Raw genomic sequence first — 25,637 nt, 5'->3', positions numbered from 1 at the left:
CCATTAATATTATACGTTGAATCTGAAAAGAATTACATCGCCATCTTTAACGACATACTCTTTACCTTCCATTCTTACAAGACCTTTCTCTTTAGCTCCGTTATATGAACCACAATCAAGTAAATCCTGATAGTAAACAACTTCTGCTTTAATGAAGCCTCTTTCGAAATCACTGTGAATCTTGCCGGCAGCCTGAGGAGCTTTAGTTCCCTTAGTGATTGTCCATGCTCTTGTCTCTGTCTCACCTGCTGTTAAGTAACTGATAAGACCAAGGATACGGTAGCTTGCTGCGATAAGCTTATCAAGACCTGAAGAACTTATACCAAGGTCTTCAAGGAACATCTTCTTCTCATCTTCGTCTAATTCAGAAATTTCCTGCTCAATCTGAGCACAGATAACGAATACTTCACAGTTATCCTTCTTAGAATATTCTCTTACTCTTGCAACATATTCATTGTCAGCACCATCATTAGCAAGGTCATCTTCTGATACATTAGCTGCAAAGATTACAGGCTTAGCTGTAAGAAGATTGTATTCCTTCATGAAAGCTTCTTCATCTTCATCCTGACATTCAAAGTTTTTGGCTAAATTACCTTCCTCAAGGAATGCCTTAAGTCTTTCAAGGAGGTCACATTCTTTAGCAATATCCTTGTTGTTATATGAAGCACGCTTCTGCTTAGCGAGTCTTCTGTCTAATACTTCAATATCTGAGAAAATAAGCTCAAGATTGATAGTTTCAATATCTCTTATTGGGTCAATAGAACCATCAACATGAACGATGTTAGAATCTTCAAAACATCTTACAACATGAACGATAGCATCAACCTCACGGATGTTGGCAAGGAACTGGTTTCCAAGACCTTCACCCTTAGATGCACCTTTAACAAGACCGGCAATATCAACGAATTCGATAACAGCAGGTGTTATCTTGGCTGAATTATATAAAGCGGCAAGCTTGTCAAGTCTGTCATCCGGAACTGCAACTACACCGACATTAGGATCGATAGTACAGAAAGGGTAGTTAGCTGACTCTGCTCCTGCCTTAGTAAGTGAATTAAAAAGGGTACTTTTGCCGACATTAGGCAAACCCACGATACCAAGCTTCATAATAGAATCTCCTCATTATTTATTCTTATGATTATTCGTTCTGGAAGTCTTTAAAAACATAAAAAGAATCCAGTACAAAATAATATTATACAAAAATTTTCCTTTAAAAACAACACATAATTTATTTATTAAAATAATTTATATATGAGTATGAGAATATAACCATATATTGTGTTAATAATGATGAGAAAACACTATATAAGCAATCAAAACAAGAAACGGAGAAAAAGACTGTTATTAACTGTTTTCTGACATTAAATAAACTAAAAAAAGGCTTGTTTTTTATACACTTTAAGTATAAAATTGACCTTAAAGTGGTGGAAAGTGGAGCCTAATGGTAGAAAGTGGGGTGCGATAGTTATGTTGATGGGCGAATACAACCATACAATAGATGCTAAAGGCAGACTAATCGTACCAGCTAAGTTCCGTGAGGTTCTGGGAGATGAATTTGTGGTTACCAAAGGTCTTGATAACTGCCTGTTTGTTTACCCGAATGATGAATGGCAGAAATTTGAAGAAAAGTTACAGACATTACCACTTACCAATAAGAATGCAAGACAGTTTACAAGATTTTTTCTTGCAGGAGCAGCAAGCGTAGAGGTGGATAAGCAGGGCAGAATACTTCTTCCATCAGTTTTACGTGAATTTGCAGGATTAGAAAAAGATGTAGTTTTAGTGGGCGTTGCAAGCAGAATAGAAATATGGAGCAAGGACCGCTGGATGCAGAGTATCAGTGCCTATGATGATGATATGGATGAAGTAGCATCTAATATGGAGAGCCTTGGATTCTCTATATAATATGCAGACATGAGGTTTATTATGGAATTTAAACACAAATCAGTTCTTTTAGAAGAGACAATTGACAATCTGAATATTAAACCTGATGGAATCTATGTTGATGGAACACTTGGTGGAGCCGGGCATTCATATCAGATAGCAAAGAAACTTACCGATGGTGGCAGACTAATAGGTATAGATCAGGACGCAGATGCAATTGCGGCTGCAACAGAAAGACTTAAAGAATATGAAGAACGCGTAACAATAGTAAGAAATAATTATTGCAATATGGACAAGGTTCTTGATGAACTTGGAATTGATAAGGTAGATGGAATACTTCTTGATATCGGAGTTTCATCTTATCAGTTAGATACAGCAAGCAGAGGATTTACCTATAATGTAGATACTGCACTTGATATGAGAATGGATCAGAGACAGGAGATGACAGCTAAGGACCTTGTTAATACATACAGTGAAATGGAACTTTTCAGAATCATAAGAGATTATGGAGAGGACAGATTCGCCAAGAATATTGCCAAGCATATAGTTGCGGCAAGAAAAGAGAAGCCTATAGAGACAACATTTGAACTGAATGAGATAATAAAGGCTTCGATTCCAGCCAAGGTGAGGGCAACAGGCGGTCACCCATCAAAAAGAACATATCAGGCTATCAGAATTGAACTGAACAGAGAACTTGATGTCTTAGAGAATTCAATTGATATGATGATAGACAGACTTAATCCAGGCGGACGTCTCTGCATCATAACATTTCATTCACTTGAGGACAGAATAGTTAAGGCAAGATTTAAGAATAACGAGAACCCATGTACATGTCCACCGGACTTCCCGGTATGTGTATGTGGTAAAAAATCAAAGGGGAAGGTTATAACAAGAAAACCTATAGTCCCAAGTGATGAGGAACTTAATGAGAACCAGCGGTCGAAAAGCTCTAAACTGAGAGTGTTTGAAAGAATCTAGAACATATGGGAGGGGAAAGTTTTGGAGAATAGAAGCAGAGTAGTAAACAATAGAACGAACAGAACTAATAAAACTAACAAAGCAGCCGAATACCAGTATGGAAGTGCTGTAAGAAAATTACAGGCAGTGCCTGAGGTTCGTACATATGAACCAAAGAGACGTGATGAGGAAAGAGAGCAGGAGAGAAGATTAAGAAGAAGAGAGATAAGAAGGAATAACAGAGTTAATCTTATCTATACAACGGTTCTTGTATCCTGTGCAGCAGCTGTATTTGCAATCTGCTACCAGTATCTTAATGTGCAGTCAGCAATTAAGACTAATAGTCAGACAGTTGTAGAATTACAGAACCAGCTTAACTCATTAAAGGCTGAGAATAACAGCCATGAGTCTGAGATTAATGCAGGCATAGATTATGATGCAATATACGATACAGCAGTCAACGAACTTGGTATGGTATATCCAAGCAGAAGCCAGGTTGTTGGCTATGACTCTAAAGAGAGTGAATATGTAAAGCAGTATAAGGATATTTCCAAATAACTATAATGTGTGGCAGTGTGATATAAAGGATTGATAAATTTATGGACAATACCAGCGAAGCAATAAGAAAGAAAAAAATGCGCCGTAAGCGTGCTATGCTTAAGAGAACACACAGAAGAATAAATGTAGCATTTATAATAGTTTTCGTAATGCTTCTGGCTCTCGGAGTCAGGATATTTATGATTAATTATACACATGGAGAGGAGTATTCACAGGCGGTACTTAACCATCAGACATATACTTCAACAACTATTCCGTATATGAGAGGCAACATTACATCAAGTGATGGAACTATCCTTGCATATAGTGAGAAAGTGTATAATCTCATACTTGATGTTAAGAGTGTTACATCAGAGGATGGAAAGTACATTAACAATACTATTGATGCTTTGGTTAAATGCTTTAATCTTGATAGAGATAATATTAAGAAAGTAATTAATGATAATCCTACAAGCCAGTATCAGAAACTTCTTAAGGAACTGACATCAGATGAGATAGCTGAATTCAATGAGCTTAAAGCACAGAAGAACAGCAATATATATGGTGTATGGTTTGAGGAGAGCTATGTGAGAAAATATCCGTTCAGTACACTTGCGTGTGATGTTATAGGATTTTCATCCAATGTCAATGGTGGTGAGCTTGGCCTTGAAAGCCAGTATGATGATGAACTTTCAGGAACAGACGGAGTTACATACAGCTATGTTGATGAAGACCTTAACGCAGTAGAGACAACTAAGGCAGCAGTTAATGGTAATAATATTATTACAACAATTGATTATAATGTTCAGTCCATAATAGAGAAATATATGGTTGCGTATAATCAGGAAAAACCATCTAAGAATACAGCGATTGTTGTTATGAATCCTAAGAATGGCGAGATTCTTGGAATGGCAAGTTATCCACAGTTTGATCTTAATAATCCGAGAAATCTTGAAAATGTATATTCTGCGGAGCAGTTAGCTTCAATGTCTGATACAGATATAACTAACTCATTATATCAGCTCTGGACTAATTACTGTGTATCACAGTCATATGAGCCGGGTTCAACTTATAAGCCATTCACTATTGCAGCGGGTCTTGAAGAAGGCGTTGTACATGATGGGGATACATATGAATGTAAGGGATATGAGTATGTCGGACCTGACATGATTAAATGTCATTCATACTCTTCAATAGGAAGCCACGGTGTGCTTACATTGTCGCAGGCACTGGAAAATTCATGTAATCCATACATGATTAATATTGCGATAAAACTTGGTAATGTAAGGTTTGCACAGTATCAGAAAATGTTTGGATTTGGTGCAAAAACTGGTGTAGACCTTCCAGGTGAAGCAACAGGTATTATGTATGATGAGAATAAGATAACTACGATAGATGCAGCAACCAATTCATTTGGACAGAATATCAATGTTAACATGATTCAGATGATTTCAGCATATAGTTCACTTATTAATGATGGTAAGTATTATCAGCCACATATTGTTAAGAGAATAGAATCGGCTAATGGAGAAGTTGTTAAAGAAAATTCGCCGGTTCTTGTAAGACAGACGGTAACAGCTTCAACATCAAAATATCTCAGAAAATATCTTGAAAATACAGTCGAGTTAGGAACTGCACATAAGGCTTATATAGAGGGGTATTCAATTGCGGGAAAGACAGGTACTGCACAGAAGATACCAAGAGCTGACCTTAAGTGGGTTATCTCATTTATAGGGCACGCTCCGGCAGATGATCCTAAGTTTGCAATATATATTGTTCTTGATGAACCTGATGGAACGACTGGTACATCAGGGAGTACATCAGATGCACTTATCCTTGCAAAAGATATTTTGACGGAGCTGATGCCTTATATGAATGTGTATAAGGACACGGATGAGCCATATGTTGATCCGGGAAATGCACCAGAGGAATCAGGTGTTTCAGATGTTCCAGTTACATCAGCAGAGAGTAATACATCAGGCAATACGGACAATTAAGTAATAATAAGTAGAATAACCCTGCTTTGCTTCTCATAAAATGTAGAAGACTAAAGCGGGGTTATTTATTAATGAAAGATGGTATGGGATTTGGGTGGCTTAATACTGGTCACAGAAAAAAACTGGTATTTATGATAGTAGCAGTATTACTTGTCAGTATTTTTGAGTGTGTCAGACTGGGAATTATTATGACAGCAAAGTCTGAGTATTATATGCAGAAGGCAGATGAACTTCACCAGCGTGAGAGAAAGATAAAAGCTAAGCGGGGAAGAATACTTGACAGGAACGGGACAGTGCTTGCAGCCAATGAAGTTGTATGTACAGTTTCTGTAATACACAGCCAGATAGAAGATGAAGAGAAGGTGATAAAAGTTCTTGCTGGTGAGCTTGATATAGATGTGGAAGAAGTTACAAAGAAGGTTAAGAAGGTATCTTCCATGGAATATATTAAGACAAATGTGGCAAAAGAAATAGGGGATGAAATAAGAAAATATAATCTTGCTGGTGTCAAGGTTGATGAAGACTATAAGAGAGTATATCCGTATGATGAACTGGCATCCAAGGTGCTTGGCTTTACAGGTGCTGATAATCAGGGAATACTGGGTCTTGAAGCCAAGTATGACACATATCTGGCAGGCACTAACGGACAGATTCTTACGTTGTCTGATGCAGGTGGGATAGAGATAAAGGGCAGTTATGAAGATCGTGTTCTCCCGGTTGACGGACTGGATCTGTATACAACACTTGATGTTAATATACAGAAATATGCAACCCAGCTTGCGTGGGAGACAATGGTCAAGAAAGAGGCAAAACAGGTAAGCATAATTGTAATGCGTCCGGATAATGGCGAGATACTTGCTATGGCAAATGTTCCTGAATATAACCTTAATTCTCCGTATGAGCTTAATTATGAACCGGACGAAGAAGATGCACAGAAGGATAAGATGGATCTTCTTAATAATATGTGGCGGAATTTCTGCATTAATGATACATACGAGCCGGGTTCAATATTTAAGACTGTTACAGCAACAGCGGCACTTGAAACGGGCGTGGTGGGTTTAAATGATTCTTTCACATGTTCAGGTGCAACGGTTGTTTCTGACAGAAGAATAAGATGCCACAAAACAACAGGGCATGGAACACAGGATTTTACACATACAGTGTATAATTCGTGCAATCCGGCATTTGTTGAATGGGGCAGAAGAGTCGGTACTGATAATATGTATCTGTACATGGGTAAGCTTGGACTTCTTGCAAAGACAGGTATAGATCTGTCAGGAGAGGCAGGAACGATTATTCATAAGCAGGAAAATGTAGGTGCGGTTGAGCTTGCCACAATGTCATTCGGACAGTCTTTCCAGATAACACCTGTTCAGATGTTAAGAGCTGTTTCGGCGATTGTAAATGGAGGAAGACTTGTTACACCACATTTTGGACTGTATACAAGTTCATCTGACGGTTCAGTGGTAAATGAATTTGCATATTCAACACAGGATGAGGCAATATCATCTCAAACGAGTGAAACGATGAAAAAGATTCTTGAGGGAGTAGTGTCAGAAGGCGGAGGAACGAAAGCGTATATTGATGGCTATTCAATAGGGGGAAAAACAGCAACATCACAGAAGCTGCCAAGAGGTTCAGGAAAGTATATTTCATCATTCATAGGCTTTGCTCCAGCTGATAATCCACAGGTTATAGCCATGTGCTTAATTGATGAACCGAAAGGCGTATATTATGGAGGAACAATTGCAGCTCCTGTTGTTAAGACACTATATGAAAATATATTGCCGTATATTGGCATTGAGAGGACAGTTCAACTTGAAAAAAACGATGATTGATAGTAATATATTTTAGTATACATTTTGTATGAAAGGAAGTAAACGACGATGGATTTAAAGAATAAGACGGTAATGGTCGTGGGAACAGGTATAAGTGGTATTGGAGCCGTAGACCTTTTGAATAAAGTTGGTGCTGACTGCATACTGTATGATGGCAATGAAAAGCTTGACAGACAGAAGGTGCAGGAGAAGTTAGGAGATAACAAGGCAGAGATTATCATTGGAGCATTTGATGAGGCACTTCTTTCCAGGATAGACCTGCTTGTAATAAGTCCGGGTGTTCCTATTGACAGTTCGATAGTGCTTACATTTAAGAATGCCGGTATTCCTGTATGGGGCGAGATTGAGCTTGCATATAATTATGATAAGGGTAAGATTATTGCAATTACAGGAACTAACGGAAAGACAACAACTACAGCACTTGTTGGACAGATAATTGCTGCATATAATGAGAAAACATTTGTCGTTGGTAATATAGGCAATTCATATACAGGTGAAGTGTTAAAGACAAGTGAGGATTCATATACAGTTGCTGAGATAAGCAGCTTCCAGTTAGAGACAGTACATGAATTCCATCCGATTGTATCTGCAATTCTTAATATTACACCTGACCATCTTAACAGACACCATACAATGGAATGCTATGCATGGACCAAGGAAAGAATAAGTGAGAACCAGACTAAGGCAGATACATGTGTGCTTAATCTTGAGGATAAGTATCTTACAGACTTTGCACCTGAGTGTAAGGCTGATGTTGTGTGGTTTTCAAGTGAAAGAAAGCCATCAGTCGGAGCATATGTAGATGGTGAGATGATTAAGTATACAGATGGAACTAATGATTATGACATGTTGAATGTTCATGACATGAATCTTTTAGGAAAGCATAACTATGAAAATGTATGTGCAGCAATTGCAATGACTAAGGCTGCCGGAATTCCTGATGATATTATAATAGAACAGGTTAAGAAATTTAAGGCTGTTGAACACAGAATTGAATACGTTGCAACCAAGAATGGCGTTGATTACTATAATGATTCCAAGGGAACTAACCCAGAGGCAGCAGTTAAGGCTATTGAAGCTATGATTAAGCCTACAATTCTCATCGGCGGAGGTTATGATAAAGGCTCAGAATTCGACCTTTATGTAAAGGCGTTTAAGGATAAGGTTAAGCTTCTTGTACTTATAGGACAGACAAGTGCCAAGATTGCTGATACATGTAAGAAATACGGCTTTGAGAATATTGAATATGCTGATTCAATGGAACAGGTAGTAGATATATGTGCTAAAAATGCGGTAAGTGGAGACGCGGTTCTTTTATCTCCTGCATGTGCAAGCTGGGGAATGTTCGATAATTATGAACAGAGAGGAAGAATATTCAAGGATCTTGTTAATAATCTGTAAAAAGGCGGTGCTATATGCCGGGGAATAATAGAAATAATAAGAATAGAAGAACGAGAAAAAAAGAAAAACAATACGGATTTTACTTTGATTATACGCTTCTGTTTGTACTGGTATTCATAGTTGGATTTGGTCTTACCATGATTTACAGTACGAGCTCATATACGGCTCAGATTGAAGAAGGTGATCCTGAGTTTTATTTCAGGAAACAGCTTATATTTACAATACTTGGCCTGATTGTTATGGCATTTGAAACGAAATTCTTTGATTATCATTATTTTAAAAAGTTCGGACTTGTAATATATTTCGTGGGTCTGGCCTGCATGTTTCTTTTAAAGACACCTCTTGGTATTACAAGAAATGGTGCAACAAGATGGATCAGGATTCCAGGAGGACAGTTCCAGCCGGCAGAGCTTGTTAAGATTGGAACCATTGCGATGACGGCGTGGCTTATTATAAGGGCTGGACAGAATATCAAGAAATTCAGGACAGTTATTGTAATATGTATTATTGCAGGAATTTTACCGGCAGGGCTGGTGTATCTTTTGTCATCTAACTTAAGTAGTGCACTCATTGTCGCATTGATATCGGTTGTCATGACATTTGTAGCTTATCCTGGATATAAGATATATATTATACTGACAGGACTTGCTGCAGCGGCATTTACCGGATTCTATTCATGGATCAAAAGAATGGCTGCGTCAGGCAATATGACAGGTAAATTCAGACTTAATAGAATACTTGTATGGCTTAATCCAGAAAAGTACATTGATGATAAGGGATATCAGACTGTTCAGGCTTTGTATGCTATAGGTTCAGGCGGATTATTTGGAAAAGGACTTGGAAAGAGTCTCCAGAAGCTTGGCTACATACCTGAATCACAGAATGATATGATATTTTCAGTTATATGTGAGGAACTAGGACTGTTTGGCGCTTTCTGTCTTATTGCACTTTTTGTGGTTATGTTATGGAGAATTAATCATATAGCGCAGAATGCACCTGATCTTTATGGCTCAATGCTTGCAGCTGGTGTATTTGCACATATTGCAATACAGGTAATACTTAATATTGCAGTAGTAACTAACACAATACCTAATACAGGTGTGTCACTTCCGTTCATCAGTTATGGAGCACGTCGGCGGTATTCCTGTTCGCAGAGATGGGTGTGGTGTTTAACATAAGTAGTCAGATTAAGTTGGAAAGATAATGGGTAAGAAGAAAAGAAAGAAAGCATTAATTATCATTATTATAATTTTTGCCCTGGCTGGAACAACAGCTGGTGTTACATATAAGGTTTTTGAGGCTGAAACAATAGAGTTTGTCGGCTCTGTACACTACTCTGATGACGAACTTAAAAAGTATATATTCGGTAGCAGATATGTCAATGTTCTGTATTATAAAATGTTTGGGAAAAAGGATAACAAGATACCTTTTATCCAGAAATATGATGTAGAGACTGACTGGCCTGATAAGTTGTATGTTACAATATACGAAAAGGCTATAGTTGGTTATGTAAAATACATGGGATGTAACATGTATTTTGATAAAGATGGAATAGTTGTAGAAAGTTCAACGGATGTATACGAGAATGTGCCTGAGATTGATGGACTGAAGTTTGATTCAATAGTGATTAACAATAAACTTGATGTAGGTAATTCAGAAATATACAATACGATACTTGATCTTACACAGAGCTTTGATAAGTATGATATTAATGTGGATAAGGTGTATTTTGATGCCTCTTATAATATTACGCTTTATATGGGCGACGTTAAGGTAAGCCTTGGAAACAGCAAGGATTTTACGGACAGGCTTTTTGAATTGAAACAGTTGTCAGCAAGATTCGGAACACTTAAAGGAACACTGTATCTTGATGATTATAATGGTGATGAAAGTTCTATAATTTTTAAACGTGAAAAGTAAAAAAACGGTTGATATTTTACACGAAAGATTATAATATATTATGTAGTGCAATTTTCAGATATTAAAGGAGGCAGCAACCTTGTTAGAGATAATGACTAATGACCAGGAGTCATCAGCAAAGATTATAGTTGTTGGTGTAGGTGGAGCAGGTAATAATGCAGTTAATAGAATGATAGATGAGAATATTGGAGGAGTTGAATTTATCGGTATTAATACTGATAGTCAGGCACTTACTTTATGTAAGGCTCCAACAGCTATCCAGATTGGTGAAAAGCTCACTAAGGGACTTGGAGCGGGCGCACAGCCTGAGATTGGTGAGAAGGCAGCAGAGGAGAATGTTGAAGAACTTACACAGGCAATTAAAGGTGCTGATATGGTATTCGTTACCTGTGGTATGGGTGGCGGAACCGGTACAGGTGCAGCTCCAGTTGTAGCTAAGATTTCCAAAGATATGGGAATTCTTACAGTTGGTGTTGTTACTAAACCTTTCAAGTTTGAAGCAAGAACAAGAATGGCTAATGCTGAATCAGGAATTGAGAAGCTTAAGGAGAACGTAGATACACTTATTGTTATTCCGAATGACAAGCTTTTAGAGATAGTAGACAGAAGAACAACTATGCCAGAGGCATTAAAGAAGGCTGATGAAGTGTTACAGCAGGCTGTTCAGGGAATTACAGACCTTATTAATGTACCGGGTCTTATTAACCTTGATTTTGCTGATGTTAAGACTGTTATGGTGGACAAGGGTGTTGCACATATCGGTATCGGTACAGCTACAGGCGATGATAAGGCTATAGAAGCTGTTAAGCAGGCTGTTACAAGCCCACTTCTTGAGACAACTATTGAGGGTGCATCTCATGTTATCATCAATATCTCAGGTGATATCAGTCTTATTGAAGCTAATGAAGCTGCAAGCTACGTTCAGGAACTTGCAGGAGATAATGCTAACATAATCTTTGGTGCTATGTATGATGAGAGCGTTACAGATCAGGCTACAATCACTGTTATTGCAACAGGTCTTGAAGATGGTAACGTTAATAAGGCTATGGCAGGATTTGCAGGTATGGCACAGGCAACAAGACCAACTGTTAATGTAAAGCCACAGTATACATATTCACAGCCAGCTAGAACATCTTCTGTATCAAATGATGTTCCACTTCCAGGACTTAAGCAGCCATCACCTGTTACACCACAGGTTAAGGACAGAGGAATCACAATTCCAACATTCTTACAGAAGAATAAGAAGTAATAATTTAATATAAGTATATTTAACACCGTCAGTCTGCTGGCGGTGTTTTTTTGTACCCACTCTGTCGTTTTGACAAATTTTGCATATCATGTCGTATATAATTCCACTTGTAACAAAGAAACAGATTCAAAACAAGGAGGTGATGTACGAAACGGTTATATATGCAGATGTTCTGTTTGGAATAAACTTTGTGGCAAACCTGTGCGTGCTGCTTATAACAGACTGGATATTTAAATTTTCTGCCAGAATATCCAGAATGATTATTTCTGCCACTTTAGGAGCTGCATGGGCTGTCATATGCGTGTGTATTCCACTAAGATTTGCACTGCTTGAAAAGTTCATTACATATGGTCCGGTAACATTAATCATGGCAATTATAATGCTTTCGGGAAATAAGAACTTTAAGCAGAAAACATCAAAACAATTAAAGCTTTATATGAGGAATCTGTTGAAAGCAGGTGCAGGAATGATTCTTACTGCACTTTTTGCAGGTGGGATAATGCATTGGTTAAAGTACACATTTGCAGGGTATTTTATTGAAAATGTAATTCTGTCTGACAGTGAGCTTGTAATCTTTCTTACTGTGACGGTTATAGTTGTTGTCATTGTGCTTAAGACACTTAAAACTATCAGGATAACAGATGGTTTGAAAAGACACATTGTGATTGGCGTAGCAGAACGGGAATTTGAAATGGACGCAATAATTGATACAGGCAACAGCCTTATTGATTATGTTGGGAAAAGACCTGTTACAGTGGTTGAAAGAACGTATTTCAGCGATATTCTCAGTGACATAGATAACTTACAAAAGCTTGGATATCATCTGATTCCATATAACAGTGTGGGAAATTCAGGTGGGATGATGGAAATCATAACAGCAGATTATATACATATATACGAGGGAGAAAATGTTGTGAAAAGGGAGCATGCGGCTATAGGCATGTCTCTTAGGCAGATTAATAAGAATGGGGATTATCATGCCCTTTTGGGGAAGGACATGATTATGTAGAAGAATCGGAAGTTTGAAGAAAATAAAAGGATGGATAGAAATATGGTAGTAAAGGTTGCAATGGCGGATCATTTTCAGTTTAAGGTAATGCCTTCTATAAAGAATTTTTGTTTATTAAAGCAGGGTGACGTACATTATATAGGTGGGACAGATATATTGCCGGCACCACTTGGGGCAAGTGAGGAACAGAACGCAATAGAAGCACTGGGGACAGCTTCTGATGCTGAAGCAAAACACACTCTGATAGAACATAATTTAAGACTGGTAGTATATATTGCGAAGAAATTCGACAATACCGGGGTTGGAGTAGAGGATTTAATATCAATTGGAACAATAGGACTTATCAAGGCAATTAATTCGTATGATAAAGACAAGAATATCAAACTCGCGACATATGCCTCAAGATGCATAGAAAACGAGATTCTTATGTATCTTAGAAGAAACAGTAAGATTAAGGCGGAAGTCTCAATAGATGAACCTCTTAATGTTGACTGGGATGGCAATGAACTGCTGCTGTCAGATATTATTGGAACTGACGAGGATATTATATATAAGGATATTGAGACAGAGGTCGAGTGTAAAATGCTTAAAAGAGCTATAAATCAGCTTCCGGAGCGTGAAAGAATAATAGTTGATTTAAGATTTGGTTTAAGCTCAGAGAATGGAGAGGAGAAGACACAAAAAGAAGTGGCTGACATGTTAGGTATTTCACAATCATATATTTCAAGGCTTGAAAAGAAAATAATGCGTCAGTTAAGAAAAGAAATGGTTAAAAGTTGTTGACATTTGCCCCTTCCTTATGGACAATAGTACAAGAAATATTAATGGAGTACTATAATGAAACATCGCAGAACATTTAGAATAGATAAATTATTCGGACTGGCTACACTTGTCTGCTTGCTGGTTATCACTTTAATGGTGTATAATGATTTCTTTAAGGATACTGTAAGTGAAGGAAACGTTATTGGCAAGGAAACCGAGAGTGAAACCAGAACAAGCGGATATCTTAACGATAATAAGAATGTTGAATCTAAAAGGGCGTCTTCAAAGGCTGTAGTCTGTCTTGATCCATCAAAAGGTGGAAAGGATACGGGTGTGTCGTCATCAGGCAGGAAGGAAAAGGATATAAATCTTGAAATGGCTCTTGATATTAAGTCAAAGCTTGAATCAGATGGGATTGAGGTTGTCATGACAAGAACATCAGATAGGGATGTTACAGACGAAGAACGTGTAAAGATATGTAATTCGTCAAATGCATATATATGTGTGTCGCTTAGAATGAATTCATATAATGCAGATACATCAGTTTCCGGTGCTGAGAGTTATATTTACACGACAAAGCCTGTTGAGGCAGCAGAACTTTCAAGGATTATTCTTAAGAGCATTGAAAAAAGTACTGGAATTAAGAATCGTGGAGTGAAAACCGGTACAGTTGCAGATGCAAAGGATAATTATTATATTAACGCCCATAGCAAATGTACAAGCACAATAATAGATATGGGCTTTATAACTAATGTGTCAGATTTAAAGAAAGTAACAACTGATAAAACTAAGACAGCACAAGCCATAGCAGATGGCATAAAAGATTATTTAAAACAAGCGGGGTTATACTAATGGCAGGAATTAATCAGAAGAACATAAGAAATTTTTGTATTATTGCACATATTGATCATGGTAAGTCAACACTGGCTGACAGAATTATTGAAAAAACCGGACTTCTCACATCAAGAGAGATGCAGGAACAGATTCTTGATAACATGGATCTTGAGAGAGAAAGAGGAATTACAATTAAAGCACAGACAGTAAGAACTGTATATAAGGCATCAGATGGACAGGAATATATATTTAATCTTATCGATACTCCAGGACATGTCGACTTTAATTATGAGGTGTCAAGAGCACTTGCGGCCTGTGATGGTGCAATACTTGTAGTAGATGCCGCACAGGGAATTGAGGCACAGACACTGGCTAATGTATATCTTGCATTGGACCATGACCTTGATGTATTTCCGGTAATTAATAAGATAGACCTTCCAAGTGCAGAACCTGAAAGAGTTATTGAAGAAATTGAGGACGTTATAGGAATCGAGGCACAGGATGCACCGCTTATATCAGCCAAGAACGGAATTAATATTGAAGAGGTTCTTGAACAGATTGTAACTAAGATTCCGGCACCATCAGGAGATGCTTCCGCACCACTTTCAGCACTTATATTTGATTCGTTATATGATGCATATAAAGGTGTTATCATATTTGTAAGAATCAAAGAGGGTACTGTCAAGAAGGGTACTAAGATAAGAATGATGGCAACTGGAGCTGTGGAAGAGGTCGTTGAGGTTGGATATTTCGGTGCAGGCCGTTTTATCCCATGTGATGAGCTTACAGCCGGAATGGTTGGTTATATTACAGCAAGTATCAAGAATGTAAGAGATACAAGAGTTGGTGATACAGTTACTGACAATGACAGACCGTGTGCAGAGCCGCTTCCGGGTTACAAGAAGGTTAATCCTATGGTTTACTGCGGACTATATCCGGCAGATGGTGCTAAGTATCAGGATCTGAGGGATGCACTTGAAAAGCTGCAGCTTAATGATGCAGCCCTGCAGTTTGAGCCGGAGACATCTATTGCACTCGGATTTGGCTTCAGATGTGGATTCTTAGGACTTCTTCATTTAGAGATTATACAGGAGAGACTTGAAAGAGAATATAATCTTGACCTTGTAACAACAGCACCGGGCGTTATATATAAGGTTCACAAGACTAACGGAGATGTAATTGACCTTACTAATCCGTCTAATATGCCGGATCCTTCTGAAATTGATTATATGGAAGAGCCTATGGTAAGTGCTGAGATTATGGTTACAACAGAATTCGTCGGACCTATTATGAAGCTTTGTCAGGAAAGACGGGGCATATATAATGGAATGGAATATATTGAGCAGACAAGGGCACTGCTTAAGTATGACCTTCCTCTTAATGAGATTATATATGATTTCTTTGATGCACTTAAATCCCGCTCAAGGGGTTATGCGTCATTTGATTATGAGATGAAGGGCTATGAACGCTCTAAGCTTGTCAAGCTTGATATTCTTATCAACAAGGAAGAGGTTGATGCACTTTCATTCATTGTATTTGCGGGTAATGCTGAGGAGAGAGGCCGTAAAATGTGTGAGAAGCTCAAGGAAGAGATTCCAAGACAGCAGTTTGAGATTCCTATTCAGGCAGCTATCGGAAGCAAGGTAATTGCAAGAGAAACTGTCAAGGCACTCAGAAAAGATGTACTTGCAAAATGTTACGGTGGTGATATCTCAAGAAAGAAGAAACTCCTTGAGAAGCAGAAGGAAGGAAAGAAGCGTATGCGCCAGATTGGTAATGTAGAGATACCACAGAAGGCGTTTATGAGCGTATTAAAGTTAGATGATGAATAAAACATATGAAAAAGGGATATATATACATATCCCTTTTTGTGTACACAAATGTATATATTGTGACTTTCTGTCTGCTCCGGCTGGTGATGCTGTAAAATATGCTTACACTAAGGCACTTATTAATGAAATCAGAAATACAGCAGATGGGCAGGTAAAAGATAAGATAACATCCATATTCTTTGGCGGAGGTACTCCGTCTGTACTGCCTGATGGCTGTATAGCTGATATATTAACTACTGTAAGAGATTGCTTTGATATCTCGGATGATGCCGAGATAACAATGGAATGTAATCCGGGAACAGTTAATGAAAGCAGGCTTTCAGAATACAGGAAGGCAGGCGTTAACAGGTTAAGCTTTGGCTTACAGTCTGCTGATAATAATGAATTAAAAATGCTTGGGCGAATACACACATTTGAACAGTTTATGGAAAGCTTCAGACTGGCAAGGGCTGCAGGCTTTAATAATATTAATGTTGACCTTATGTCTGCTATTCCGGGGCAGACTGAAAAGTCACTTAATAATACATTTGACATGGTGACAGCATTACAGCCAGAGCATATATCGGTATATAGTCTTATTCTTGAAGCTGGTACATATCTTGCTGATAATATTGATAAGTTTCCTCCCATTCCTGATGAGGATGAGGACAGGCGCATGTATTATATTACTAAGGAAAGACTTTACAGTGCAGGGTATGAGAGATACGAAATCTCTAATTACAGCAGACCGGGTTACGAATGCAGGCATAATCTGCTGTACTGGAACAGAGGAGAGTATTATGGATATGGATGTTCGGCAGCAGGTTTAATTGGAAATGTCCGGTATTCTGATATAAGAGATGTTAACAAGTATATAGAGTTTAATGGTGATATAGGAAAACTTCATGAAAATATTGAAATACTGACTAAAGAAGATGCAATGGAAGAATTCATGTTTCTTGGACTAAGAAAGATGGCAGGGATTGACATGAATGATTTTCAGAACAGATTCGGAATGCCGATTGAAAAAGTCTATGAAAAAGAGATAGAGAGCAATATTAATAAGGGACTTTTAACAAGACAGGCAGATATGTTGAAGCTATCAGAATATGGCATTGATATATGCAATACAGTTATGAGTGATTTCATATTAACTGATGGTGATTAATAAAAAGAGGTGGCAGTCTGACAGAACGGAGACTGTCACCTCTTTTATGGATATTAAAAATTCTTAATAAGTTTTATGTACTGCTTAGGAGTGGTTCCTGTAAATGCTTTGAATTCCCTCTGGAAATGAGCCTGGTCTGAATAACCGGTACCCTCGATAAAGAAGCTGTTATCGCGGTCTGGATTGGTAATTATCTCAGCCAGAACATTCTGGAATCTGTACATTTTGATAAAATCCTTAGCTCCGATGCCATAAACTTTATTGTAAAGTCTTGATATATGTCTTACAGAATATTCTGATTCTGCAGATAATTCTGCAACAGTACCGGCACCGGAATATATAAGGTTATTGAGTTCCTTAATGCTTTCAGAAACAGGACAGAAGGTCTTGCAATCTGTAACAAATGTTTTAAAAAGTGTAATTCTGTCTTTAAATGTTAAAGATTTGTGGAAATCTTTAACTAACTGCAGCTCATATGAGTCAGGCACCGGTTCATAACGGAATACATTATCTGTTATGTTCACAGGGTAGGTCTTAGCATTACAGCCTTTATTAAAGTAACAGCCTGTATTGTCGAATCTTACTCCAAAATAGTGGTCAAATACGTTAAGAGAAAGTTCTGTGAGCTTATTCTGGCTGCCTGCACAGATGAATTCCGATTTGTCATTGCCGTCGTTGTAACATATTATCCATTCTGTAGTGTATGAAGGAATAAAAGAAATTGTAAAGTTATCAGGCATACCGCTTTTATCAGCTTCGTAAAAGGACATATGCTTAGATGACTTAGTATCAGTAAGTACTTTGTTGTACATGTCAATTCCAAATGGCTGTATCATATGTTTCATAAATTATCTCCTCTAAAAGTTTATTTATTAAAATATTATTAAGAAAAAATTAAAAAGTCAACAAAAATGTCCGATTTTTTCAATAATTATTGAAAATGGCGAGTATAATAGGCAACATAAATTAAACAGCGATGTACACAAAGGCGTGTAAGCAGTTTGGGAAAACTGCCTGCACGCCTTTTTTTGCATTCTGTTTAATCAGGTACAGAACCTGATCAACTCTGTTACCGGCAATTAAATTAAAATGAATTTCTGATTAGGGAGGAAATGGTTATGCAAGAGATTTTATCAGCGGTAGATGCCGAATTATTCGGTGTGTGGTTCCTTATAGGTGCAGCTCTTGTTTTCTGGATGCAGGCAGGTTTTGCAATGGTAGAAACAGGATTCACAAGAGCAAAGAATTCAGGTAACATTATTATGAAGAATCTGATGGACTTCTGTATTGGTACAGTAATGTTCGTTCTTATTGGATTCAGTTTCTTATTAGGTGAGGATTTACTTGGTTTTATTGGAAAACCTGGTTTTGATATCTTTACAGCTTACAAAGATTTTGATTTTTCTAGTTTCGTATTTAACTTAGTATTCTGTGCTACAACAGCTACTATTGTTTCAGGTGCCATGGCTGAGAGAACAAAGTTCTTATCATATTGTGTATACTCAGCAGTTATCTCAGCACTTATCTATCCAATAGAAGCTCACTGGATCTGGGGCGGCGGCTGGCTTGCACAGTTAGGCTTCCACGATTTTGCAGGTTCTTGTTGTATTCACATGGTTGGTGGTATTGCAGCTCTTATTGGTGCTAAGATTCTTGGACCTCGTATTGGTAAGTTTGAAAAGGATGCTAATGGTAAGGTTATAAAGGTAAATGCTTTCCCAGGACACAACATTCCACTTGGTGCACTTGGTGTATTTATTCTGTGGTTTGGCTGGTATGGATTTAACGGTGCAGCAGCAACAACAATCGAAGACTTAGGCTCTATTTTCCTTACAACAACAGTTGCTCCTGCAGTAGCTACAGTAACATGTATGATATTCACATGGATAAGATATGGTAAGCCTGATGTTTCAATGTGTTTAAATGCTTCACTTGCAGGTCTTGTTGGTATAACAGCTCCTTGTGATGTAACAGATGCATTTGGTGCAACAATGATAGGCATTGTTTCTGGCCTTTTAGTAGTATTCGGCGTATGGCTTCTTGACTACAAGCTTCATGTTGATGATCCTGTAGGTGCTGTAGCAGTACATATGATGAATGGTATCTGGGGTACAATTGCTGTTGGACTTTTTGCAACAAGCTCAGCTCCTGGATATGCAATTGCCCTTGAAGGCGGAACAATTAAGGGCGAAGGCCTTTTCTATGGTGGTGGATTCACACAGTTAGGACTTCAGTTATTAGGATTTGTATCAGTTGCAGCATGGGCAGCTGTATGCATGGTGATTGTATTCACAGTAATTAAGGCTACTATCGGACTCAGAGCTTCTAAGGAAGAAGAAATCAGAGGTCTTGATATTATGGAGCATGGCCTTTCAAGTGCTTATGCCGGATTTGAATTTGGTGGTATGGACTTTGTTGACGGGGATGTTGATGTAATCGGTTCAGAATCAATGGATGCTTCAGTACCTGCTCTTGTTAAGACATCTGATGCAGGTGATGGCAAGAAGATTACTAAGGTTGAGATTCTTATGAAGCAGGAGAGATTCGAGAGATTCAAGAAGGCCATGAACGATATCGGAGTTACAGGTATGACAGTTACACAGGTCCTTGGATGTGGTACACAGAAGGGTGCTCCTGAATATTACAGAGGTGTTCCAATGGATATCCAGCTTCTTCCTAAGACACAGGTTGAGATGGTAATATCTTCAGTTCCTGTAATGGATGTTATCAATGCTACAAGAAAGGCTCTCTATACAGGTCATATCGGTGATGGTAAGATTTTTGTATATGATGTTGAGGATGTAGTAAAGGTAAGAACCGGAGAATCAGGTTATGATGCACTTCAGGGTGAAGATGATTAATATAATGGTATAGTAATAAAATGTAGTAATAATAAGAATAAGTAAATCGTGTAATTGGACTTTTCCGATGCTTGGACATTGGAAAAGTCCAGTTTTTAATGGCATTGTATTCATTTTAATAATGAAATAAGCATGAAATCTCACATTTATGCCTTTACTTTTGGGAATAAAGATAATAAAATATTAAGTAGTATGTAGGGACGTATAATGTATATCTGGTTATTTATAGCTGGTACATTTATGCCGCCTAAATTTTCTTAAGGAGGAAATATTTATAATGGCAAGACAGAAACATTCTATGGATGGTAATACAGCCGCTGCACATGTAGCTTATGCATATACAGAAGTTGCTGGTATCTATCCAATCACACCATCAAGCCCGATGGCAGATTATGTTGACCAGTGGTCAGCAGCCGGAAGAAAGAACATTTTCGGCAGTACTGTTAAGGTAGTTGAGATGGAATCAGAGGCTGGTGCTGCAGGTACAGTTCATGGTTCTTTAGGTGTAGGTGCGTTAACAACAACATTTACAGCTTCACAGGGCCTTTTACTTATGATTCCTAATATGTATAAGATAGCTGGTGAGCAGCTTCCATGCGTATTTGACGTATCTGCCCGTACAGTATCATCACATGCATTGAACATCTTTGGTGATCATTCAGATGTATACGCATGTCGTCAGACAGGTTTCGCAATGCTTTGTGAAACTAACCCACAGGAGGTTATGGATCTTTCTCCAGTAGCTCACTGTGCAGCACTTGAAGGAAAGACACCTTTCCTTAACTTCTTTGATGGTTTCCGTACATCACACGAGATTCAGAAGATTGAAGAGTGGGATTACGAAGATCTTAAGGATATGTGCCCAATGGATGCAGTTGAAGAATTCAGAGCACACGCTCTTAATCCTAATCATCCATCAGCTCGTGGTTCACATGAGAATGGTGATATCTTCTTCCAGCACAGAGAGGCTTGTAACTCAGTTTATGATGCTCTTCCAGCAGTAGTTGAGAAGTACATGAACAAGGTTAACGAGAAGCTCGGTACTAATTATGGATTATTTAACTACTATGGTGCACCAGATGCAGAGCGAGTAATCATCGCTATGGGTTCTGTTAACGACGTAGTAGAAGAAGTTATTGATTACCTTACAGCTAAGGGTGAAAAGGTTGGTCTTGTTAAGGTAAGACTTTACAGACCATGGTCATCAGAAGCTATATTAAAGGTTATTCCTAAGACTGCTAAGAAGATTGCTGTACTTGACAGAACAAAGGAGCCAGGTTCTCTTGGTGAGCCTCTTTTCCTTGATGTTGCTACAACACTTCGTGAAGCAGGACTTAACGACATCACATTAGTTGGTGGCAGATATGGTCTTGGTTCTAAGGATACACCACCTTCATCTATCTTCGCTGTATATAAGGAATTAGAGAAGGATGCTCCTAAGAGCAGATTCACAATTGGTATCGTTGATGATGTTACTAACCTTTCACTTCCAGAAGTTAAGCCAGCTCCAATTACTTCAGCTGCTGGTACTAAGGAATGTAAGTTCTGGGGTCTCGGTGGAGATGGTACAGTAGGTGCTAACAAGAACTCTACTAAGATTATCGGTGACCACACAGACAAGTACATCCAGGCATATTTCCAGTATGATTCTAAGAAGACAGGTGGTATCACAATTTCTCACTTAAGATTTGGTGATAACCCAATTAAGAGTCCATATTACATCAATCAGGCTGACTTCGTAGCATGTCATAACCCAGCATATGTTACACAGGGTATGAAGATGGTACAGGATGTTAAGCCAGGCGGAGTATTCATGATCAACTGCCAGTGGACAGATGAAGAATTAGGACATCATCTTAACGCTGAAGCTAAGAAGTATATTTATGATAACAAGATTCAGCTTTACACAATCAATGCCATTGATAAGGCTATCGAAATCGGTATGGGTAAGAGAACTAACACAATCTTACAGTCTGCTTTCTTTAAGTTAGCTGATGTAATGCCTATCGATGATGCTATTAAGTTCATGAAGGAAGCTGCTAAGAAGTCTTACTCTAAGAAGGGTGATGCTGTAGTAGAGATGAACTACAAAGCTATTGATGCCGGTGTAGATGCTATACATAAGGTAGAAGTTCCAGATTCTTGGGCTAATCCAGAAGCAGATGCTCCTAAGGAAGCTAAGACAGGACGTCCAGAAGTTGTTAAGTTAGTTAATGATCTTCTTGAGCCAATCTCTAAGATGGATGGTGACAGCCTTCCGGTTTCAGCATTCAAGGATTGCGCTGATGGTCAGTTCGAAACAGGTGCTTCTGCATATGAGAAGAGAGGAACAGCAGTTATGGTTCCTGAGTGGGATCCAGCAGCCTGCGTTCAGTGTAACAGCTGTGCATTTGTTTGTTCACATGCAACAATCAGACCATTTATTCTTTCAGCTGATGAAGTTACAGCAGCTCCAGCAAACATCAAACTTGCAGATTCTAAACATGCTGTAGATACAACTATGAAGTATACAATGTCTGTATCTCCATTAGATTGTATGGGATGTGGCGAGTGTGTTACTGTATGTCCTAAGGCAGGAGAAGCTATTAAGATGGTTCCACAGGAATCTCAGTCAGCTGAGCAGCCTGTATTTGATTACCTCGTTGCTAACGTTGGTAAGAAGGAAATCAAGCCAGCACTTGTTGAAACTCCAATCGGTTCTCAGTACAACCAGCCATTACTTGAATTCTCAGGTTCATGTGCAGGATGCGCAGAGACATCATATGCTAGATTAATTACACAGTTATTCGGTGAGCAGATGTACATTTCTAATGCTACAGGTTGTTCTTCTATCTGGGGTAACCCAGCTGCTACTTCACCATATACAGTAAACAAGGATTCTAAGAAGGGTCCAGCTTGGTGTAACTCATTATTCGAGGATAATGCTGAGCATGGTTTAGGTATGTATATTGGTCAGAAGTACATCAGAGAGCAGGCTATTGAGATGATCGAAGAGATGGCTGCATCTGATAAGGCATCTGCTGAGTTTAAGGCAGCAGCAGCTAAGTACATCGAGACTAAGGATGATACTAAGGCTAACACACCAGCTACAGAAGCTCTTGTTGCAGAGTTAGAGAAGGCAGCTGCAGATGGTTGTCCAACAGCTCCACAGGTATTAGCTAAGAAGGATTACCTTGCTAAGAAGTCTGTATGGATCTTCGGTGGTGATGGATGGGCTTACGATATCGGTTACGGCGGATTAGACCACGTACTTGCTTCTGGTGAGAACGTTAACGTTATGGTATTCGATACAGAAATGTATTCTAACACAGGTGGACAGGCTTCTAAGGCTTCTAACATCGGTGAGGTTTGCCAGTTCGCTGCAGCAGGTAAGGAAATCGGAAAGAAGAGTCTTTCTGAAATCGCTATGCAGTATGGTTATGTATATGTAGCTCAGATTGCTCTTGGTGCTAACATGGCTCAGGCTCTTAAGGTAATCAAGGAAGCAGAGGCTTACAACGGACCATCACTTATCATTGGTTACGCTCCTTGCGAACTTCACGGTATCGCTAAGGGTGGTATGAACCACTGCCAGGATGAGATGAAGAAGGCTGTTAAGGCTGGTTACTGGAACCTCTTCTCATTCAACCCAGCACTTAAGGCTGAAGGAAAGAATCCATTCACACTTACATCTAAGGAAGGTGATGGATCATATCAGGAATTCCTTAATAACGAGGCTCGTTATACAAGACTTGTTAAGCCATTCCCAGAAAGAGCTGAGAGACTCTTTGCTAAGTCTGAGGAAGTTGCTAAGGAAAGATATGAGCACCTTCAGAAGTTAGTTGAACTTTACAAGTAATTAATATACAGCTTAATAAAGTGTATGATTGCTCCCGCAGGGCTTGTTCCTGCGGGAGTTTTTTCTTTTTGTGAGTGGAATTAAGTATTGATATATAAAATGTGTATGTAAATGTGCAAACTATTCTGGAAAGTGTTTCGTATATATAAATAGAAAAGGAAAGCGGAGAGTGACATGGAAAAAGTCTAAAAGGAGGGGCGTATGAAAAGAAAAAATATTAAAATAATAGCAGGAATTGTTTTATTTTTAGCATTTGCGGGAATTGGTGCATATGTAATAATCAGTACTTCAAAACAGGTGGTCAATATTGACCTTAGTGGATATGACAAGATGACAATAATGTGCGGAGGTAATGGTAAAGAGATAACACCAGATGAGGAACAGAGGACACAGATTATTGAACTGGTTAAAAACATGAATCTTACCGCAAAAAAGTTTCCACATACTAAGGGCTGGAGTTATAGAATAACTTATTATAAAGAAGGAATAGCCAATAATATTGTGCTTGCAGGCAGGGTAGAATGGAATGGAGCAGAATATAAGACAGACGAAGATTCGTATAAAAAGCTGATTGAATACATAGATATTTTGTATAAATAACTTGATAATCAAACTAATATATATTATAATTCGAGAATCAAATAATTGGAGGTTCAAATTGGATAACAAGATATTAGACAGGAAAAGATTGATTACAAGTATTATTTTTAAGGTGGTATCGCTTATTGCCTCAGTGTATGGGCTGATATTTACAATTGACAGCATTATGTCATTCACATTTTTTACAACACTTTCTAATGTGGCACTTGATATTGTGCTAGTAGTATTTATTGTGTTGGATGTGATGTTGCTTGTTACGGGAAAAGATTATAAGAATAATAGATTATATATGCTCAAGTTTCTTATGACGCTTTCAATTACACTGACATGTCTGGTGTATATGATTATTCTTGGACCTACGTCAGATGATGGTCTTATTGGTGCTTATCTTCATAATCACGCAGGAAGCCTTGGCGTACATCTGATTGGACCAGTATTTGCAATAGCAGATTTTCTTATATTTGATAAAGGATTTAAAGCAAGAAAGATATATGCAATATACGCGGTTATACCACCGCTTTGCTATGTGGGTTTTGTATACATACTTGCAGCACTTGGGGTTAGGTGGTATGACACAATGACGGCACCATACAACTTTCTTAATTATAATGTGCCAACAGGCTGGTTTGGATGGGATTTAAGCCAGATGGGTTCAGAGTCGCTAGGAATAGGTGTTGTATATATGATTGTGGTTCTGCTGCTTATATTTATTGGAATAGGACTTTTATATCTTGCAATTAACGGAGCAGGCAGAGGAGCTAAGGCACAGAAAGCAGAACTTGTGAGCGAGTAGCCGGATAGAGGTATTGAAAATGTGATTTAGAAGTTGCGATATAGAAGAACGTACAATTTATAATAGAATATAGAAGGTTAAAAATGTCCGGCATGCGATTTAAAATGAATCGCATGCCGGACATTTTACATACTTTTTCATTGTCTTACTTTGTGTTATAATATCGGGCAGGAATTGA

General features: G+C 38.3%; 20 protein-coding genes. 18 read left to right on the top strand and 2 right to left on the bottom strand.

The window, feature by feature from the left end; translation table 11 throughout:
• Positions 1-9: 9 nt before the first annotated feature.
• A complete protein-coding gene (ychF, locus tag DW963_RS07765; protein WP_117914832.1) occupies positions 10-1,107 on the bottom strand; it encodes a redox-regulated ATPase YchF in 1,098 nt (365 codons plus the stop codon).
• 360 nt (positions 1,108-1,467) lie between these two features.
• Here ychF and mraZ point away from each other — a divergent pair, with 360 nt between their 5' ends.
• The 14 genes from mraZ to hemW all read left to right on the top strand — a co-directional run bounded on the left by mraZ (position 1,468) and on the right by hemW (position 17,367).
• Complete coding sequence (mraZ, locus tag DW963_RS07760) at positions 1,468-1,905, top strand: division/cell wall cluster transcriptional repressor MraZ (RefSeq protein ID WP_117914876.1); 438 nt, start codon at positions 1,468-1,470, stop codon at positions 1,903-1,905.
• 21 nt (positions 1,906-1,926) lie between these two features.
• Positions 1,927-2,862: a 16S rRNA (cytosine(1402)-N(4))-methyltransferase RsmH gene (rsmH, locus tag DW963_RS07755; protein ID WP_117914830.1), complete on the top strand. Its 936-nt coding sequence runs from the start codon at positions 1,927-1,929 to the stop codon at positions 2,860-2,862.
• Positions 2,863-2,883: 21 nt separating this feature from the next.
• A complete protein-coding gene (locus tag DW963_RS07750) occupies positions 2,884-3,399 on the top strand; it encodes a septum formation initiator family protein (RefSeq protein WP_158567470.1) in 516 nt (171 codons plus the stop codon).
• A 41-nt stretch (positions 3,400-3,440) separates the two neighbouring features.
• Positions 3,441-5,375, top strand: coding sequence for a peptidoglycan D,D-transpeptidase FtsI family protein (locus tag DW963_RS07745; RefSeq protein ID WP_117914826.1), 1,935 nt, complete (start codon positions 3,441-3,443; stop codon positions 5,373-5,375).
• A gap of 71 nt (positions 5,376-5,446) precedes the next feature.
• Positions 5,447-7,213 (top strand): peptidoglycan D,D-transpeptidase FtsI family protein, encoded by a 1,767-nt coding sequence (locus DW963_RS07740; RefSeq protein WP_117914824.1) that lies wholly within the window; start codon positions 5,447-5,449, stop codon positions 7,211-7,213.
• Positions 7,214-7,261: 48 nt separating this feature from the next.
• Positions 7,262-8,614 carry a UDP-N-acetylmuramoyl-L-alanine--D-glutamate ligase gene (gene murD, locus DW963_RS07735; protein WP_117914822.1) on the top strand — a complete coding sequence of 451 codons (1,353 nt, stop codon included), beginning with the start codon at positions 7,262-7,264 and terminating at the stop codon, positions 8,612-8,614.
• A 14-nt stretch (positions 8,615-8,628) separates the two neighbouring features.
• Positions 8,629-9,792 carry an FtsW/RodA/SpoVE family cell cycle protein gene (locus tag DW963_RS07730; protein ID WP_286169178.1) on the top strand — a complete coding sequence of 388 codons (1,164 nt, stop codon included), beginning with the start codon at positions 8,629-8,631 and terminating at the stop codon, positions 9,790-9,792.
• Between the two features lie 25 nt (positions 9,793-9,817).
• Complete coding sequence (locus DW963_RS07725) at positions 9,818-10,534, top strand: cell division protein FtsQ/DivIB (RefSeq protein ID WP_117914820.1); 717 nt, start codon at positions 9,818-9,820, stop codon at positions 10,532-10,534.
• Between the two features lie 79 nt (positions 10,535-10,613).
• Complete coding sequence (gene ftsZ, locus DW963_RS07720) at positions 10,614-11,783, top strand: cell division protein FtsZ (protein WP_117914818.1); 1,170 nt, start codon at positions 10,614-10,616, stop codon at positions 11,781-11,783.
• Positions 11,784-11,925: 142 nt separating this feature from the next.
• Complete coding sequence (locus DW963_RS07715) at positions 11,926-12,792, top strand: sigma-E processing peptidase SpoIIGA (RefSeq protein ID WP_158568661.1); 867 nt, start codon at positions 11,926-11,928, stop codon at positions 12,790-12,792.
• 42 nt (positions 12,793-12,834) lie between these two features.
• On the top strand, positions 12,835-13,575 hold the full coding sequence (gene sigE, locus DW963_RS07710; RefSeq protein ID WP_117914874.1) for an RNA polymerase sporulation sigma factor SigE: 741 nt from the start codon (positions 12,835-12,837) through the stop codon (positions 13,573-13,575).
• 54 nt (positions 13,576-13,629) lie between these two features.
• A complete protein-coding gene (locus tag DW963_RS07705) occupies positions 13,630-14,406 on the top strand; it encodes an N-acetylmuramoyl-L-alanine amidase family protein (RefSeq protein WP_117914814.1) in 777 nt (258 codons plus the stop codon).
• Positions 14,406-16,220 carry a translation elongation factor 4 gene (lepA, locus tag DW963_RS07700; RefSeq protein WP_117914812.1) on the top strand — a complete coding sequence of 605 codons (1,815 nt, stop codon included), beginning with the start codon at positions 14,406-14,408 and terminating at the stop codon, positions 16,218-16,220. The genes DW963_RS07705 and lepA overlap by 1 nt, the downstream gene beginning before the upstream one ends.
• Positions 16,210-17,367 (top strand): radical SAM family heme chaperone HemW, encoded by a 1,158-nt coding sequence (gene hemW / locus DW963_RS07695; protein WP_117914810.1) that lies wholly within the window; start codon positions 16,210-16,212, stop codon positions 17,365-17,367. Before lepA ends, hemW begins: the two co-directional genes overlap by 11 nt.
• A 53-nt stretch (positions 17,368-17,420) precedes the next feature.
• Here the strand turns inward: hemW and DW963_RS07690 are convergent, their stop codons facing one another.
• Entirely contained in the window at positions 17,421-18,212 is a 792-nt protein-coding gene (locus DW963_RS07690) for a helix-turn-helix domain-containing protein (protein WP_117914809.1), read from the bottom strand.
• Between the two features lie 273 nt (positions 18,213-18,485).
• On the opposite strand from DW963_RS07690, the gene DW963_RS07685 reads away from it, so the two are divergent.
• The 4 genes from DW963_RS07685 to DW963_RS07670 all read left to right on the top strand — a co-directional run bounded on the left by DW963_RS07685 (position 18,486) and on the right by DW963_RS07670 (position 25,459).
• Positions 18,486-20,228: an ammonium transporter gene (locus DW963_RS07685; RefSeq protein ID WP_353652790.1), complete on the top strand. Its 1,743-nt coding sequence runs from the start codon at positions 18,486-18,488 to the stop codon at positions 20,226-20,228.
• Between the two features lie 277 nt (positions 20,229-20,505).
• Positions 20,506-24,066, top strand: coding sequence for a pyruvate:ferredoxin (flavodoxin) oxidoreductase (gene nifJ, locus DW963_RS07680; protein ID WP_117914805.1), 3,561 nt, complete (start codon positions 20,506-20,508; stop codon positions 24,064-24,066).
• A gap of 201 nt (positions 24,067-24,267) precedes the next feature.
• Positions 24,268-24,666 (top strand): hypothetical protein, encoded by a 399-nt coding sequence (locus DW963_RS07675; protein WP_117914804.1) that lies wholly within the window; start codon positions 24,268-24,270, stop codon positions 24,664-24,666.
• A 58-nt stretch (positions 24,667-24,724) separates the two neighbouring features.
• Positions 24,725-25,459: a Pr6Pr family membrane protein gene (locus tag DW963_RS07670; RefSeq protein ID WP_117914802.1), complete on the top strand. Its 735-nt coding sequence runs from the start codon at positions 24,725-24,727 to the stop codon at positions 25,457-25,459.
• The last annotated feature ends 178 nt before the right edge of the window (positions 25,460-25,637 follow it).

Origin of the sequence: Eubacterium sp. AM46-8 (genome assembly GCF_003466705.1) — a bacterium.
Lineage (GTDB): Bacteria > Bacillota > Clostridia > Lachnospirales > Lachnospiraceae > Lachnospira.
This window is presented reverse-complemented; position numbering and strand designations above follow the sequence as displayed.